Below are 14,739 nucleotides of genomic sequence, written 5' to 3' on the forward strand. Positions count from 1 at the left end.
ACGCTATCTGCTGCTGGGAGACCGTGCTGAAGTCTCAAACGCAAGAACGTGTGCGATCGTACCGTCCCACAGACCTCGCCCGGGAGCACGGCATCTCCACCCAGGCGGTCCGCAACTACGAACGCGACGGGGTGCTGCCGCCGGCCCCGCGCACGCCGAGCGGCTACCGCGCCTACTCGGCCCTGCACGCGCACGCGCTGCGCGCCTACCTCGCGCTCGTTTCGGCGCACGGCTACGCGACCGCCGGCGAGATCATGCGCGCCGTCAACGCCGGCGACGTGGACACCGCACTGCGGGCGATCGACCGCAGCCACGCCCTACTGCTCCGCGACCGCGAGACGCTCGACGCCGTCGAGGCGGCCGTCGGGGTCCTGGCGGTCACCGGCGTCCCCGCCGGGGCCGCACCGGCGACACCGCCGGCCACGGGCCGGGCCGACCGTCCGCTGACGATCGGCCACCTCGCCCACCGGATCGGCGTTACGCCGGCCACCCTGCGCAAGTGGGAGCGGGCCGGCGTCCTCGTGCCGCAGCGCGGTCCCGACACCGGCCACCGGCTGTACCGGGTCGACGACGTCCGCGACGCCGAACTGGCCCACCTGCTCCGGCGCGGCGGCTACCGGCTCGACCACATCGCCACGGTCCTGCGCCAGGTCCGCGCCGCCGCCGGCCCCGAGGCGCTGGCCGGCTCGCTGGAGGGCTGGCGGCGGCGGCTCACCGACCGGGGGCGGGCCATGCTCACCGCCGCCGCGCGGCTCGCGGACCACCTGTCCCCGCCGGACGGGCCCCGGGGCTAGGGGACCGCCGGGGCGCGCGTCCCGGCCCGTCGATGGGCCGGGACGCGCGGCCGGTCACTTCGGCAGGTTCGCGCTCGACTTGGCCAGCTGGTACGCCGGGAGCATCGCCTCGAACTCCTCGTCGTCCAGGCCGCCGAGGGTGAGCATGAGCCGGCCGTACAGGGTGGAGACCACGATCGCCCGCTTGCGGCTACCGTCCTCGGTCCAGGTCGCCTCGAACGAGTCCAGCGGACCGGCCTTGGTCCGGCGGTACTCCGAGTTCTCGGCCTTGCTGCTGTACTCGTTGAGGAACTTGTCCACAGTGAGCTGCGGGTTCAGCGGAGTGGCTCCCTCGATCTTCCAGACCCGCAGGAAGCCGATGTGCCCGGCCGGCTTCGCGTCGATCTCGCAGAGCAGCAGGGCGGGGCCGGCCCGGTAGTCCGTCCCGGACTTCATTGCCTTCACCTTCCACTCCGCCGGCACCGAGAAGGTCATCGACAGCGGGCAGACGCTGCCCTCGGGGCCGACCGTGGTGCCGGCCGCCGCCGGGGTGACCTCGTCGTACCAGGGCGGGCCGGCCACGACCGGCGACGCGGTCGGGCCGGCCGACGACGGGGGCGCCACCGTGGGCGTCGCCTTGTCGGCGCAGCCGACCGTCGCGGTGAGGGTGAGTGCGGCCAGTACGGCCACCCGTCGGAACATCTGTCGTTGCCCCCGTCGTGGTTCGCGCCGCCGGTGTCGCGGCGACGGATGCTAACCCGTCCCCGCCCCGCCGCGCTGCCCGCGCCGCCCCCGGGGCGGGGTCAGGCTCGGGTCCCCGGGGCCGTCAGGCGGCCTCCCGACCGGCGCGGGACCGCCGCTGGGGCGGGGCCGGTGCGGCGGACTGGGCGCGGGGTGCGGTCCCCCGGGATTCGACGGCCCCGGCCCCCCGGGCCAGTTCCATGGCGCGCTTCGCGTTGTGCAGCGTCTCACACGGGGCCTGCTGGCCCGCGCAGAGCAGGCTGCGGCAGCGGCCCGTCTCGTCGGGTTGGTGGGCCTCGGCGACGTCGTACGCCAGGCGCCACAGCAGCGGGTCCGTCACGTCGCTCGGTGCGGTTGCGGCGTGACTGGACCGGTGGTGCGTTGTGCCGGACACGCGGGGACCCCTCTCGTCGTCGCTGTCCCTGAACGTTGACCGCCCCCGGGGTCCGCTAAACCTGTGCCGGGGCGGGGCGTCGGTCACACCCGCGCGGCGGCGTCAGATGACGAAGTGGGTCCAGTAGGTCAGCCAGACCACGAACAGGGCGCCCTGGAGCAGGGCCAGGGCGGCGGTGAGCCAGGTGTCGACGGTGGCGCGGCGGGCCCACCGGGCGAGGACCAGGGCGACCGGGAACGCGGCGAGCAGGTAGCGCAGCAGGCTCTTGTACACCGGCGGCCCCATCGAGAGCGGCACCAGCACCACGATCAGGGTGTAGACCAGGTAGGGCAGCTCGGCGCGGCGGAACCCGGCGACCGCCACCGCCACGACGGCCAGGGCCAACCAGACCCGCGCGGCGTCGGCGGCCGAGCCGCCGGTCAGGCCGTGGTACGCCACCCAGAGCGGGTTCTGCACCCGGATCCCCCAGCCGCGCTCCTGGGCGTGCTGGTAGGCGAACCAGTCCCCCGTCTGCCATGCGGCGACCGCCATGAACGCGAGCCACCCGGCCGGCAGGAGCAGCAGCGGCCAGCCGAGCCGCAGGTACCGGCCGAGCGTGCGCGGGTCCAGCCGGTACGCGTGCTGGCGCAGCAGGACCAGGGCGAGCGGGACGACGACGAGGAAGCCGACCGACCGGCTCAGCGCGAGGAAGAAGCCGACGACGCCGACGAGCAGCCACCGCCGCCGCTCGGCGTGGTAGAAGGCGGCGAGGGCGAGGCAGAGGAAGAGCGACTCGGTCAGCGCCGCCTGGAACAGGAACGCGGCGGGCAGCAGCAGCAGGTACCGGACGAAGCGCCGGGCCGACGCGTCGTCGCCGCAGAGCCGCTCGCCGAGCCGGTGGGCGTAGTAGAGCTGGAACAGGAACGCGACGTTGGCGACCAGCAGCAGCGCCCCTGCGGTGTTCCCGCCCAGCAGCGCGGCGACCGGCCGGGCCAGGAACGGGTAGAGCAACGGGAAGGCGAACTCGCTCCACCCGCCGGTGAGCGGCAGCCGGGCCAGGTGGTCGTAGAGCAGGCCGTCCCAGGCGAACCAGAGGGAGAGCCACCGGTGCGGCGAGATGGCGTCCTGCTGGGCGCGCATCGTCGCCTCGTCCGCCGGGGGCGCCCCGGGGACCCCGTCCCAGGCGGTCAGCGCGGTCACGGCGACCAGCGACAGCACGAGCTTGGAGCCGACGAAGACGGCCAGCACGAACCCCCACGGCGCGGGTATCCGGGCAGCGGAACGGGCCGCCCCCCGGGTGGCCCGGCCAGGCCAGGCCCGTACGCCGGTCGGCCGGTCGTCGGCGGCTCCGTGCCCCTCGCTCATCTGGTGGTCCCCCGGCTCGTCCGCGACCGGCCGGGTTTCCCCGCTCCCGGCCGGCTCACACCCGGACGGCAGGTGAATTCGGCGGCGGACCGGGTAAGGGCGCTGCCTCATTCGGCAAGTACGGGGGGCGGCACGGGCATGGGCGCGGAACCCGGCACGGTGGTCATCGGCGCGGGCCCGGCCGGGCTGACCGCGGCGTACGAGTTGCTCCGGCACGGCGAGGCGGTGCGGGTGTACGAGGCCGACGACGTGGTCGGCGGCATCAGCCGCACGGTGGAACGCGACGGGTGGCGCTTCGACATCGGCGGGCACCGGTTCTTCACGAAGGTGTCCCGGGTCGAGGCGTTCTGGCACGAGATCCTGCCCGACGAGGACTTCCTGCTCCGCCCCCGGATGAGCCGGATCTTCTACCGGGGCGCGCTCTACGACTACCCGCTCAACGCGCGCAACGCGCTGCGCAACCTCGGCCTGCGGGAGGCGGTGCGCTGCGTCGGGTCGTACGGCCGGGCCCGGCTGCGCCCGCCGAAGGACCAGTCGCACTTCGAGGGCTGGGTGTCGGCGCGCTTCGGCTGGCGGCTGTACTCGATCTTCTTCAAGACGTACACGGAGAAGGTCTGGGGGATGCCGGCGGACCGGTTGCAGGCCGACTGGGCGGCGCAGCGGATCAAGAACCTCTCGCTGTCCCGCGCGGTGTGGGCCGCGCTGCTGCCCCGGCGCAACCGCAGGGACGTGACCAGCCTGATCGAGGAGTTCCAGTATCCGAAGTTCGGGCCGGGGATGATGTGGGAGCGCTGCACCGAGCAGGTCCGGGCCCGCGGCGCGACGGTCAGCACCGGCACCCGGGTACGGGCGGTGCACCGCGATCCGGACGCCCGGCGGGTGACCGGCGTGACCGTCGTGGGGCCGGACGGCGAACGACGGGAGGAGGCCGCGCACGTCATCTCCTCGATGCCGATCTCCGAGCTGGTGGCGGCGCTGGACCCGCCGGCACCGGCGGAGGTGCTCGCCTGCGCCGCCGACCTGCGCTACCGGGACTTCCTGACGGTGGCGCTGGTGGTGCCGGAGGAGTTCTCGTTCCCGGACAACTGGATCTATGTGCACGACCCGACCGCGCGGGTGGGGCGGATCCAGAACTTCGGCTCCTGGTCGCCGTACCTGGTCAAGGACGGCCGGACCTGCCTGGGCCTGGAGTACTTCGTCTTCGAGGGCGACGAGATGTGGCGGCGCTCAGACGAGGACCTGGTCCGGCTGGCCGCCGCCGAGCTGGAGCAGCTCGGCCTGGTCGCGCCCGGCGTCGTCGAGGCGGGCCACGTCGTCCGGATGCCCAAGGCGTACCCGGTGTACGACGAGCGCTACCAGCACAACGTGGACGTGCTCCGGGGCTGGCTGGCCCGCGAGACGCCGAACCTGCACCCGGTCGGTCGCAACGGTATGCACCGCTACAACAACCAGGACCACTCCATGCTGACCGCGATGCTCACCGCGGAGAACATCGCCCACGGCACGACCCACGACGTCTGGTCGGTCAACGTCGAGCAGGACTACCACGAGCAGCGCGCCGGCGGGGGCGACGGCCGTCGGGGAACCGGTCGCGACGCCCCGCTGGTCCCGGCCCGCCCGGTGGCCCACGCCGACGACCGGCGGCCAGGCGCACATCTGGCCCGGTCACCACGGCCAACGGCAGCCTCTACGGCACCCACTCCATCGATATCGACGGCGGGGCGGGATGGTCCAACCAGTTGACGGGTTGATGTGGTGGGGGACACACTGCACCGCATGGCCTTCGTTCCCGCCCCCCGCGCCTCCGTGTCCGACCACGTCTTCGGGCAGCTGCGCGACGCGGTGGTCAGCGGGACGTACCGGCCCGACGACGCGCTGCCCGGCGAGCGGGAGCTGGCCGCCGCCTTCGAGGTGAACCGGCACGCCGTCCGGGAGGCGCTGCGCCGGCTGCAACAGCTCGGCCTGGTCCGGGTCAGCCAGGGCGGCGCGACCCGGGTGCTGGACTGGCGGGTGCACGCCGGGCTCGACCTCGCGCTGTACCTGGTCCGCTCCGGTGACGTCCTGCCCGTCGACACGCTGGTGCGGGACATGCTGGAGATGCGGGCCTGCATCGGCGTCGACGCGGCCCGGCTCTGCGCCGAACGGGCCGACGCGGCGACCCGCGAGACCGTCACCCGCGCCGCGCGGGAGTACGCCGGGCTGGCCCCCGACCTGCCCCGGATGGCCGAGGCCAACATCGCCCTGTGGCGGCACGTGGTGCGCGGCTCCGGCAACACGGCGTACCTGCTGGGGTTCAACAGCCTGGTGGCCGGCGCGCTCGCCGTCGGCCGCGTGCCACCCGAGCGGCGGGCCGCCGAGCTGCTCGACGTGGCCGGCCACCACCGGCTCGCCGAGGCCGTCGCCGCCGGCCGGGGCGACGCCGCCGCCGAGCAGGCCCGGTCCCTGCTCACCGCCGCCCTCACCCCCACCACCCCACCCGGAAGGGAATGCCGAGCATGATCCCCGCCGTGCTCTACGCCGTACCCGCGTTCCTGCTGCTCATCGTCGTGGAGGCGCTGTCCTACCGGTTCGCGCCGGACGACGACGAACGCGGCTACGAGCTGCGCGACACCACCACGAGCCTCACCATGGGCGCGGGCAGCCAGGTGATCGGCTTCCCGTGGAAGCTGCTCACCGTCGGCCTCTACGTCGCGCTGTGGACGGTCGCGCCGGTCCACCTCTCCCCCACCAGCGTCTGGACCTGGGTGCTGCTGTTCTTCGCCGACGACCTGGCCTACTACTGGTTCCACCGCGCCCACCACGAGGTACGGCTGTTCTGGGCCGGTCACGTCGTGCACCACTCCAGCACGTTCTACAACCTGTCGACGGCGCTGCGGCAGAGCTGGACGCCGATGACCTCGCTGCCGTTCTGGCTGCCGCTGGCCCTGCTCGGCGTCCCGCCGTGGATGATCTTCCTTCAGCAGTCGGTCAGCCTGTTGTACCAGTTCTTCCTGCACACCGAGCGGGTCCGGGTGCTGCCCCGGCCGGTCGAGTGGCTGTTCAACACGCCGTCGCACCATCGGGTCCACCACGGCGTCAACGCCGAGTACCTGGACCGCAACTACGGCGGGATCCTCATCGTCTGGGACCGGCTGTTCGGCACCTTCGAGCCGGAGCGCGCCCCCGCCCGGTACGGGCTGACCAAGAACATCGGCACCTACAACCCGCTGCGGGTGGCCATCCACGAGTACGGGTCGATCTGGGCCGACGTGCGCTCCGCCGCGTCCTGGCGGCACCGACTCGGCCACGTGTTCGGCCGTCCCGGCTGGCAGCCCGCCCGATGAGGCGCCTCATCCCGTTCGGCGTGGCCGCCGCCGTCGAACTCGTCGGCGTCGCCACGGACAACGCCGTCCTCCAGTGGCTGGCCAAGCCGCTGCTCGCCCCGCTGCTGCTGCTCTGGCTGCTGCGCTCCGGCCGACGCTTCGACGGGTTCGCGCTGGGGCTGATCTTCGCCACCGCCGGGGACGTGGCGCTGCTGCTGCACGGCGAGCCCGCGTTCCTGGCCGGAATGGGCTTCTTCCTCTGCGCCCAGATCAGCTTCATCGTGACGTTCGCCCGGCGCAAACGGCCGCCGGTGCCGGTGGTGGCCGGCTACCTCGTGCTGTGGGCGCTGGCCAACGTCGTGCTCTGGGGTCCGCTCGGGGAGCTGCGGCTGCCCGTGCTCGGCTACAGCCTCGCCCTGTGCCTGATGGCCGCGGCGGCGGCCGGCGTGTCGGCTCGCGCGGCGGTCGGCGGGGCGTTCTTCCTCGTCTCCGACCTGCTGATCGGCCTGGACGCGGCCGGCACCACCCTGCCCGGCCACGGCCTGCTCGTGATGAGCACCTACATCACGGCGCTGCTGCTGCTCACCACGGCGTGGGCGGCGGCCGGTGGGCCCGACGCCGCGCGCCGGCCGGACCGGCGTACCGACGACGGGGGCCCGGCCACCCTGGCTGGCGAGCCGGCCACGCACTGACGCCGGCCGCCGGCCCGCCCTGAGCAGGGCGGGCCGGCGGCCGGCGAGGCGAGCGCCGACGGCGGCGGGGCGGCCGTCGGGCGCGGCGGGTCAGTGTCGGCGGCGGCCGTAGGCGCCGGCGGCGAGCGACACGCCGATCGCGGCGAAGATGACCTGGATCAGCAGCTCGATCCAGTCGATGCCGGCGGTGTCGTCCACCCCGAACGCGCCGGCCACGAGGGTGCCGAGGATCGCGGCGACCACGCCGATCAGCAGGGTGAGCCAGATCGGGATGCTCTGCTTGCCCGGTACGACCAGCCGGCCCAGCGCGCCGACGATCAGGCCGATGATGATGGCGGTGAAGAACCCGGTTACTTCCACGGTGGGCCGTTCCTTTCAAGAGGGTTGTCGCCTGCCCCACCACGGTGCCCCCGGAGACCGGCCGGCCAAACCGCCGAATCCCCGACCAGCGCATTCTTCACGGAACTGTCACAGTCCCGCGCGGAAACCGTCACAGCCCACGGCCGATCCGGGGGGTCAGCCGGCGCAGTGGGCGTACCTGGCGGCCCGCTCGGCGAGCCACAGCCAGCGGCGCTGCGTCTCCCCGGCGCAGGTAGGTCGGTTCGGATCTCACGCGATCCTGGCCCTCACCGTCCCGGCTGGCTCGGCTCGGCCGCCCCGGGGGCCGGCGGAGACGCCTCGGCTCCGATGGCGCCGAGCAGTCGCCGCATGGCGACCCGGTAGACGGTCTGCGGGCGGCCCGCTCCGGTGCTGACGTGCACCCCGACCTCCTCGGCGAAGCCGGCCGCGCGCAGCGCCTTGAGCAGCCGGCGGGCCGAGCGCGCCTCCACCCCGTACGCGTCGGCCAGCCCCCGGGCGGTGACCTCGTCGGGGTCCATCTGGTGCAGGGCCTCCAGCAGCCGCCGGGTGGACAGCGGCCCGATCCCGAGCTGCTCGGAGACCCACAGGACGCCCGGGGCGGTCTCCCGCAGCCGGGGCCGGACGGTGGTCTCCCGGCTGGAGTAGACCTCGCCGTCGGGGAACACCACGTGGGTGTCGCCGCCGTGCCGGCCCAACGCGAGGGCCTTGCGGGCGTTGTCCTCGGCGGCGGCGATGGTGGTGCCGGCGCCGAAGCCGACGGCGTGCTCGACGTCGACCCCGCGCAGGGTGAGCAGGGAGGCGTGCCCGTCCCGGTGCCGGGCGATGGCGCTCTCCACGGTGCCCCGGGTGGTGGTGATCAGCAACGTCCGGTCGTCCACGGTGGCCAGCCGGCCGCGCATCCGCTCGGCGTGCTCCAGCAGCGCCTCGCGCACCCGAAGCCGCTGCCGCTCCGCCTGGTACGGGTCCTGCGCCCGGGTTGTCGACACACCCAGGTCGACCATCATCACGGCGATCTGGGTGGCCCGGGACTGGCGGATCTCGGCGGCGAGCCAGGCCCGGCGCAGCGCGTCGCGCACCGAGGCGCGGGTGTGCTCGACGCGCCACACCGGGACCCCGCTGTCGGCGAGGTCCCGGTGCACCGCGCCGAGGCAGGTCAGGCACGCCTCGACCGCGCCGGAGGCGTACCGCTCCCGGTGGTAGGCGGTGATCTCGTCGAGGCCGGTGAAGAGCAGCCCGGAGGAGTCGGCGATCGGCAGGATCTCCGTGGGCGGGGCGACCTCGATGTCGTGGTACGTCTCGCGGACGGTCTCCGCCTCCATGGTGTCCACGCTGACCCGGGGCAGCTTCCCGCCGGTGGCCAGCAGCATCCGCGACAGCGTCCGGTACAGGTCGATGCCGGCGTGCGGGACGTAGTCGATCTCCGCCCGCAGCTCGCCGGCCGCGCTGGCGAACGCGTGCGGGATGCGCCCGGTGAACAGCAGCACCTGGCACACCTCGTCCAGCTCGCGGGCCAGCTCGGGGGCCTGCTCGGGGCGGGTGTACACGCGTGTGGTCACCGCCTCCGCGCGGCCCTCCCCGGCCGCCACCTCCTGCACGAGCCGGATCGAGTCCTCCGGGCCGATGATCCCGATCACGATGCTGCCTCCACGTGTGTCCCGCTGGCCTAGAGGGTGGGGTGCTCAGCCCGTGCAGACCGTGCCGACCAGGCCGGCGCTGACCGGCGATGCCAGCAGCACCAGCACCGAGGCGACGTCCTCGGGGCGGCCCAGCGCGGCCTCGATCGCGGCGACCCGCCCGCCGTCGGTGCCGTTGACCCGCGCCTCGTCCAGCGGCCTCCGCATCAGCGGCGTGTCGATGTCTCCCGGGCAGAGCGTGTGCACGCAGGTCCCCTGTGGACCGAGCTGTCAGGCCAGCGTGAGCGCCAGACCGTGCAACCCTCCCTTACTCGCGCCGTAGGGTACCGAGCCGGAGCCGGTCTGGACGCCCGCCTTCGAGCCGACCAGCACGAGCACCCCGTCGCCGGGGCTCAGGTGCCGGGCGGCGTGGTGGGGCGGCTGCGCGGCGCGGGGCGGGGCGCGGGGCGGGCGGATCGCGTCCGCCCGCCCCGCGACGGGGTCATGCCGGGGGCGCGGTCTCCCGGCTCAGCTTCGACGAGCCGGGCGCGACGGACCAGCCGGCCGCCCAACGGCTGGCGCTGCCCGGCCGGGTCCGGTCGGCCAGGTGGTACCAGTCCATCCGGCAGCGCTGCCGGGTCACGTCCAGCACGCCGTAGCCGTGGCCGTCCAGCTCCGTCCAGCGCACGTGGTTGTTGGTCGCCCGCAGCAGCGACGCCCCGAGGCCGCTGAGCGCGTTGCCCTCCGGCAGGCGGAGGAAGTCGTTGATGTTGTCGCTGGTCACCGACGGAACGACGAACTCGGCGGCGATCGGGGCGGACCCGCCGGTGGCCCGGGTGGTCACCTCGTTGGCCCAGGAGGTGTGGATGTCGCCGGTCAGGAAGACCACGTCGCGGGTCGCGGTGGCGCGCAGATGGTCGACGAGCTCGTTGCGGTCGGCGTTGTAGCCGTCCCACTGGTCGACGCTGAGCGCCGCGCCGTTCTCGGGGATGCCGAGCAGCTTGGCGAGCGGGCCGAGCAGCCAGGCGGGGAGCGTGCCGACGTCGAGCCGGGCGATCATCACCGGATTGCCGACGAGCTTCCACCGGGCGGTGGAGGCGGCCAGGCCGTTCTTCAGCCAGGACATCTGCGCGTCCCCGGTGATCGTCCTCGCCGGATCGTCGACGGCCGTGCCCGACGCCTGCTTCGACCGGTACGTCCGCAGGTCCAGCATGGACAGCTCGATCAGCTTCCCGAAGCGCAGCCGACGGTAGATGGCCCCGTCGACGCCGGTGCGCACCGGCATCCACTCCGCGTACGCCCGCTTGGCGGCGGCCACCCGGTCGGCGTAGTCGCCCTCGGTGCCCGGGGTGTGGTTGCCCGCGCCGTCGGACCACTGGTCGTTGGCCACCTCGTGGTCGTCCCAGGTGATCACCCAGGGCACCGAGGCGTGCAGCGCCTGAAGGTCCGGGTCGGTCTTGTACAGCGCGTGCCGGATCCGGTAGTCCGCGAGGGTCAGCGCCTCGTGCGCCGGCAGGACCGGGCGCACCACCGTGCCGCCGGCGTCGAACTCGCCGGTGCCGTACTCGTAGAGGTAGTCGCCGAGGTGCACGACGAGGTTGAGGTCGCCCCGGTCGGCCAGCCTCCGGTAGGCCGAGAAGTAGCCCGCCTCCCAGTTCGCGCAGGAGACCACTCCGAGGCGGAGCCGGTCGATGTCGGCGTCGGCCGGCGGCGCGGTCATCGTCCGCCCGGTCGCCGACCACGCCCCCGCGTACCCGAACCGGTACCACCAGGTGGTGGCGGGGGCCAGGCCGGTGACCGCCACCTTCACGGTGTGGTCGCGGGCCGGTCCCGTGGTCAGCGTGCCCTGCGCCGTCACCGTCGAGAAGTTGGGGTCGGCGGCGACCTGCCAGGTCACCACCGCCTCCGGGCCGACGCCGGAGCCGGGCTGCGCCGCGTCGGTCGGGGTCAGCCTGGTCCACAGCAGAATGCCGTCGGGCAGCGGGTCGCCGGAGGCCACCCCGTGCCGGAACGCGCCGCCGGCCGCGCCGGCGGGAGCCGGGGCGGACAGCGCGGCTCCGGCGAGCACGGCCGTGCCGGCGGACGCGCCGGCCATCCGCAGGATGGCACGACGGTCGATGGTGTTCGTCATGGCTCATGTATCTACCTCCTTCAGTGCCCTTCCCGCTGCCCCGTCCCGCGAATGTTCGCCGGGCCCTCACCGGCCGTCCACCGGCCCGCCCGCCGGGCCGGGCGGAGATAGGGTCGGCACCCATGCGGACGAAGCAGGAGCTGGGCGCGGCCATCCGGCACGAGCGGCGGGCGGCGCTGGTGGTCAACGCCCGCTCGCGGCAGGGCCGCCAGCTCTACGAGCACGCCCGGTCCCGCCTCACGGAGGCCGGCTTCGGCCTGCTCGGCTGCTACCCGGCCGACCGGCCCGGCGAGCTGGAACGCAGCCTGGCCGACGCCCTCGCGCTCGGGCCGGACCTGCTCATCGCGGGCGGGGGCGACGGCACGCAGAGCGCCGCCGCCCGCCTGCTCGCCCACCGCGACGTCGCGCTGGGCCTGCTGCCGCTGGGCACCACCAACAACTTCGCCCGCACCCTCGGCCTACCGCTCGACCTCGACGCCGCCGTGGCCGTCCTGGCCGAGGGCAAGGTGATCGACGTCGACCTGGGGCTGGCCGGGGACGTGCCGTTCGCCAACCACGTCGGGGTGGGGCTGTCGGCCGACATCATGCTCCGGACGCCCCCGGCGCTGAAGCGGGTCACCGGGCGGCTGGCGTACCCGGCCACCGCGCTGGCGCTGCTGGCCCGGCACCGGGCGCTGCGGGCCACCGTCCGCGCCGAGGGCACGACCCACGAGTTCCACACCCACCAGCTCTACGTGGCCAACGGCGGCTTCCACGCGGGCCGGCCGATCACGTCGGACACCGACGCCGACGACCGGCTGCTGGTGGCGTACCCGGTGGGCGGGCCGACCCGGCGCGGGTTGCTGCGGGACACGGCCCGCAACGCGGCGACGGGTCACCGCCGCACGCTGGCCGAGACCACGTTCCTCGCCGTCGGCGAGCTGTGGCTGGAGACCGACCGACCGGCGCGCGTCGAGGTCGACGGCGAACTGTGCGGCCACACCCCGATCCGGATCGGCCTGGCCCCCAACGCGCTGCGCGTGATGGCCCCCACCGACAGCAAGGATCGCTAACCCCCACCCACCCCCGCCCCCAACCCCCAACCCCCAACCCCCACCCACCCCCACGCCCTCCGCCCACACGCCCCCAGGCGGTGATCAAGAGGTTTGCGTCAGGTTTGCGCCCCGAATCCGACGCAAACCTCTTGATCACCGCGCTGGGGGCGGGGTGGGGGGTGGCCGGGGTCGGCGGGGTGCGCCGACCCCGGCCGGGGTGGGGGTGGGGTGGGGTTGGGGTTGGGCGTTAGCGCTGGGCGCCGGCGGTTGCCGGGGCCGGCCAGCTGCCGGTGAAGACCTCGGCGCCGGTTGCGGTCAGGGGTGCGAAGCCGAAGAGCGTGTCGACCCTGGCAGCCTCGGCGGAGCTCGGGTACGGGTTGGTGCAGGAGGTGCCGGCGCTGCCGCCGGACATCAGGATGGCGCAGTTGCCGTTGTAGTTGTCCGGCAGGCCGAGGATGTGCCCGATCTCGTGGGTCATGATCCGCAGCGGGCTGTACTGCTGGGCCTGGACGGTGTCGATGACCACGCGGCCGTTGCCGAGGCTCGTGCGCTGGGCGTACGAGCCGCCGCCGGTGGTGTAGGAGATCACCAGGTTGGAGCCGCACTGGGCCATGTTGATGTTGTTGGTGTAGTTGTTCCAGATCGCGGCGGCCTGGACCGCGTAGCTGGCGAAGGGGCCGGCCTGGCTGGTGGTGTAGCAGACGTTGCGGACGGCGGCGGAGGCCGGCGCGGCCTGCACGGCGGTGAGGCCGAGCGTCGCCATCGCGGCGGCGGCGAGGGTGGCGAGGATCCGGGACACCTTGGACAGACGCATGGGTCACGCTCCACTGGGTGACGGGGTGAGCGGGGACCGGGTCAGCGTATTCATCGATATAGATCGATAGCAATGCCTCTTTATATTTAAGAAACTTTACTGATACGCTCCGGCCATCGACGAGAGGAGATGTCATGAGACTTCGACGCGGGGCCACCGCCCTGCTGGCGGGGGCGACGCTGGTCGTCGCCACCGGGGCCCTCACCGCCACCGGCGGTCTCGCCGCGGGCGCCACCGGCCCGGCGACCGCCGCCGCCGTGGCCTGCTCCGCCCCCGGCTGGGCCGAGGGCACCAGCTATCCGGCGGGCACCCGGGTCAGCTACGCCGGCCGGCTCTACCAGGCCCTCGTGACGCACACCCCGCCGGCCGGCGCGGGCTGGAACCCCGCCGCCACGCCCGCGCTGTGGAAGGACCTCGGGGCCTGCGACGGCACCCCCACCCCCACGCCCACCGCGACCTCGTCGCCCTCCCCCACCGCGTCGCCGACCGCACCGCCCACGCCCACGCCGACCACGACACCCCCGCCGGGCACGGAGACCTGCGCGGTCAAGCCGAGGCCCGCCGGCAAGGTGCTCCAGGGGTACTGGGAGAACTGGGACGGCGCGGCCAACGGCGTGCACCCGCCGCTGGGCTGGATCCCGATCACCGACTCCCGGATCACCGCCCACGGGTACAACGTGGTCACCGCCGCGTTCCCGGTGATCCGCTCAGACGGCACCGCGCTGTGGGAGGACGGCATGGACGTCACCGTGAAGGTGCCCACCCCGGCGGAGATGTGCCGGGCCAAGGCCGCCGGCCTGACCGTCCTGCTGTCCATCGGCGGCGCGGCGGCCGGCATCGACCTCGGCTCGGCGACCGTCGCCGACCGGTTCGTCGCCACCGTCGTGCCGATCCTCAAGCGCTACAACTTCGACGGCATCGACATCGACATCGAGACCGGCCTGACCGGCAGCGGTAACATCAGCCAGCTCTCGGCGTCGCAGGCGAACCTGATCCGCATCATCGACGGCGTGCTCGCCCAGATGCCCGCCGGATTCGGCCTCACCATGGCGCCGGAGACCGCGTACGTCACCGGCGGCAGCGTCACCTACGGCTCGATCTGGGGCGCGTACCTGCCGATCGTCAAGAAGTACGCCGACAACGGCCGGCTGTGGTGGCTGAACATGCAGTACTACAACGGCAGCATGTACGGCTGCCACGGCGACTCGTACTCCGCCGGCACCGTGCAGGGCTTCACGGTCCAGACCGACTGCCTCAACACCGGCCTGGTCGTGCAGGGCACCACCATCCGGGTCCCGTACGACAAGCAGGTTCCCGGCCTGCCCGCCCAGCCCGGCGCCGGCGGCGGTCACCTCGGGCCGGCGGCGGTGGCGCAGGCGTGGAACACCTACGGGGGCGGCCTCAAGGGCCTGATGACCTGGTCGCTGAACTGGGACGGGTCGAAGGGCTGGACGTTCGGCGACAACGTCCGGGCGCTCCAGTCGCGCTGACCCGCCCCGCGGTGTCCGGCCCGGTTCAGGCCGGCCACCGTGGACGGGGGT

15 protein-coding genes and 1 pseudogene are annotated in these 14,739 nt (G+C 73.8%); 7 read left to right on the forward strand and 9 right to left on the reverse strand.

All coding sequences use genetic code 11. The features are described from left to right. Nucleotides 1–50: 50 nt before the first annotated feature. Nucleotides 51–794: a TioE family transcriptional regulator gene (locus tag GVV04_RS02530; protein WP_161684091.1), complete on the forward strand. Its 744-nt coding sequence runs from the start codon at nucleotides 51–53 to the stop codon at nucleotides 792–794. 54 nt (nucleotides 795–848) lie between these two features. Here GVV04_RS02530 and GVV04_RS02535 read toward each other — a convergent pair whose 3' ends face one another. The 3 genes from GVV04_RS02535 to GVV04_RS02545 form a co-directional block, all read right to left on the reverse strand. Next, nucleotides 849–1,475 (reverse strand): lipoprotein, encoded by a 627-nt coding sequence (locus GVV04_RS02535; RefSeq protein WP_161684092.1) that lies wholly within the window; start codon nucleotides 1,473–1,475, stop codon nucleotides 849–851. Between the two features lie 124 nt (nucleotides 1,476–1,599). Beyond that, nucleotides 1,600–1,854 (reverse strand): hypothetical protein, encoded by a 255-nt coding sequence (locus tag GVV04_RS02540; RefSeq protein WP_161684093.1) that lies wholly within the window; start codon nucleotides 1,852–1,854, stop codon nucleotides 1,600–1,602. A gap of 156 nt (nucleotides 1,855–2,010) precedes the next feature. Further along, nucleotides 2,011–3,252 carry a hypothetical protein gene (locus GVV04_RS02545; protein WP_235965539.1) on the reverse strand — a complete coding sequence of 414 codons (1,242 nt, stop codon included), beginning with the start codon at nucleotides 3,250–3,252 and terminating at the stop codon, nucleotides 2,011–2,013. A gap of 138 nt (nucleotides 3,253–3,390) precedes the next feature. Between GVV04_RS02545 and GVV04_RS02550 the strand changes: the two genes are divergently transcribed. From GVV04_RS02550 to GVV04_RS02565, 4 genes are read left to right on the forward strand one after another with little or no spacing between them, the layout of a single operon-like run. After that, nucleotides 3,391–4,995: an NAD(P)/FAD-dependent oxidoreductase gene (locus GVV04_RS02550; RefSeq protein WP_161684094.1), complete on the forward strand. Its 1,605-nt coding sequence runs from the start codon at nucleotides 3,391–3,393 to the stop codon at nucleotides 4,993–4,995. Nucleotides 4,996–5,028: 33 nt separating this feature from the next. Beyond that, a complete protein-coding gene (locus GVV04_RS02555) occupies nucleotides 5,029–5,751 on the forward strand; it encodes a FadR/GntR family transcriptional regulator (RefSeq protein ID WP_161684095.1) in 723 nt (240 codons plus the stop codon). Continuing rightward, nucleotides 5,739–6,575, forward strand: coding sequence for a sterol desaturase family protein (locus GVV04_RS02560; protein WP_235965540.1), 837 nt, complete (start codon nucleotides 5,739–5,741; stop codon nucleotides 6,573–6,575). Before GVV04_RS02555 ends, GVV04_RS02560 begins: the two co-directional genes overlap by 13 nt. Further along, nucleotides 6,572–7,246: a lysoplasmalogenase gene (locus tag GVV04_RS02565; RefSeq protein WP_161684096.1), complete on the forward strand. Its 675-nt coding sequence runs from the start codon at nucleotides 6,572–6,574 to the stop codon at nucleotides 7,244–7,246. The genes GVV04_RS02560 and GVV04_RS02565 overlap by 4 nt, the downstream gene beginning before the upstream one ends. 90 nt (nucleotides 7,247–7,336) lie before the next feature. Here the strand turns inward: GVV04_RS02565 and GVV04_RS02570 are convergent, their stop codons facing one another. The 5 genes and pseudogenes from GVV04_RS02570 to GVV04_RS02590 form a co-directional block, all read right to left on the reverse strand. Then, nucleotides 7,337–7,606: a GlsB/YeaQ/YmgE family stress response membrane protein gene (locus GVV04_RS02570; protein WP_161684097.1), complete on the reverse strand. Its 270-nt coding sequence runs from the start codon at nucleotides 7,604–7,606 to the stop codon at nucleotides 7,337–7,339. 266 nt (nucleotides 7,607–7,872) lie between these two features. Then, complete coding sequence (locus GVV04_RS02575; RefSeq protein WP_161684098.1) at nucleotides 7,873–9,240, reverse strand: helix-turn-helix domain-containing protein; 1,368 nt, start codon at nucleotides 9,238–9,240, stop codon at nucleotides 7,873–7,875. Between the two features lie 45 nt (nucleotides 9,241–9,285). Continuing rightward, nucleotides 9,286–9,498: pseudogene (locus GVV04_RS02580) on the reverse strand (hypothetical protein); the annotation flags it as partial. A gap of 12 nt (nucleotides 9,499–9,510) precedes the next feature. Then, the gene (locus GVV04_RS34685; protein WP_407938754.1) at nucleotides 9,511–9,696 is read right to left on the reverse strand and encodes an SDR family NAD(P)-dependent oxidoreductase; all 186 of its coding nucleotides are present in this window, start codon (nucleotides 9,694–9,696) and stop codon (nucleotides 9,511–9,513) included. A gap of 25 nt (nucleotides 9,697–9,721) precedes the next feature. After that, entirely contained in the window at nucleotides 9,722–11,350 is a 1,629-nt protein-coding gene (locus GVV04_RS02590) for an alkaline phosphatase D family protein (RefSeq protein ID WP_161684101.1), read from the reverse strand. 122 nt (nucleotides 11,351–11,472) lie between these two features. Between GVV04_RS02590 and GVV04_RS02595 the strand changes: the two genes are divergently transcribed. Next, entirely contained in the window at nucleotides 11,473–12,402 is a 930-nt protein-coding gene (locus tag GVV04_RS02595; RefSeq protein ID WP_161684102.1) for a diacylglycerol/lipid kinase family protein, read from the forward strand. Nucleotides 12,403–12,631: 229 nt separating this feature from the next. Here GVV04_RS02595 and GVV04_RS02600 read toward each other — a convergent pair whose 3' ends face one another. Further along, a complete protein-coding gene (locus GVV04_RS02600) occupies nucleotides 12,632–13,198 on the reverse strand; it encodes a snapalysin family zinc-dependent metalloprotease (protein ID WP_161684103.1) in 567 nt (188 codons plus the stop codon). A gap of 134 nt (nucleotides 13,199–13,332) precedes the next feature. Here GVV04_RS02600 and GVV04_RS02605 point away from each other — a divergent pair, with 134 nt between their 5' ends. Then, on the forward strand, nucleotides 13,333–14,688 hold the full coding sequence (locus GVV04_RS02605; protein ID WP_161684104.1) for a carbohydrate-binding protein: 1,356 nt from the start codon (nucleotides 13,333–13,335) through the stop codon (nucleotides 14,686–14,688). Nucleotides 14,689–14,739 lie beyond the last annotated feature (51 nt).

This window comes from Micromonospora rubida (genome assembly GCF_009908295.1).
Classification (GTDB): Bacteria; Actinomycetota; Actinomycetes; order Mycobacteriales; family Micromonosporaceae; genus Micromonospora; species Micromonospora rubida.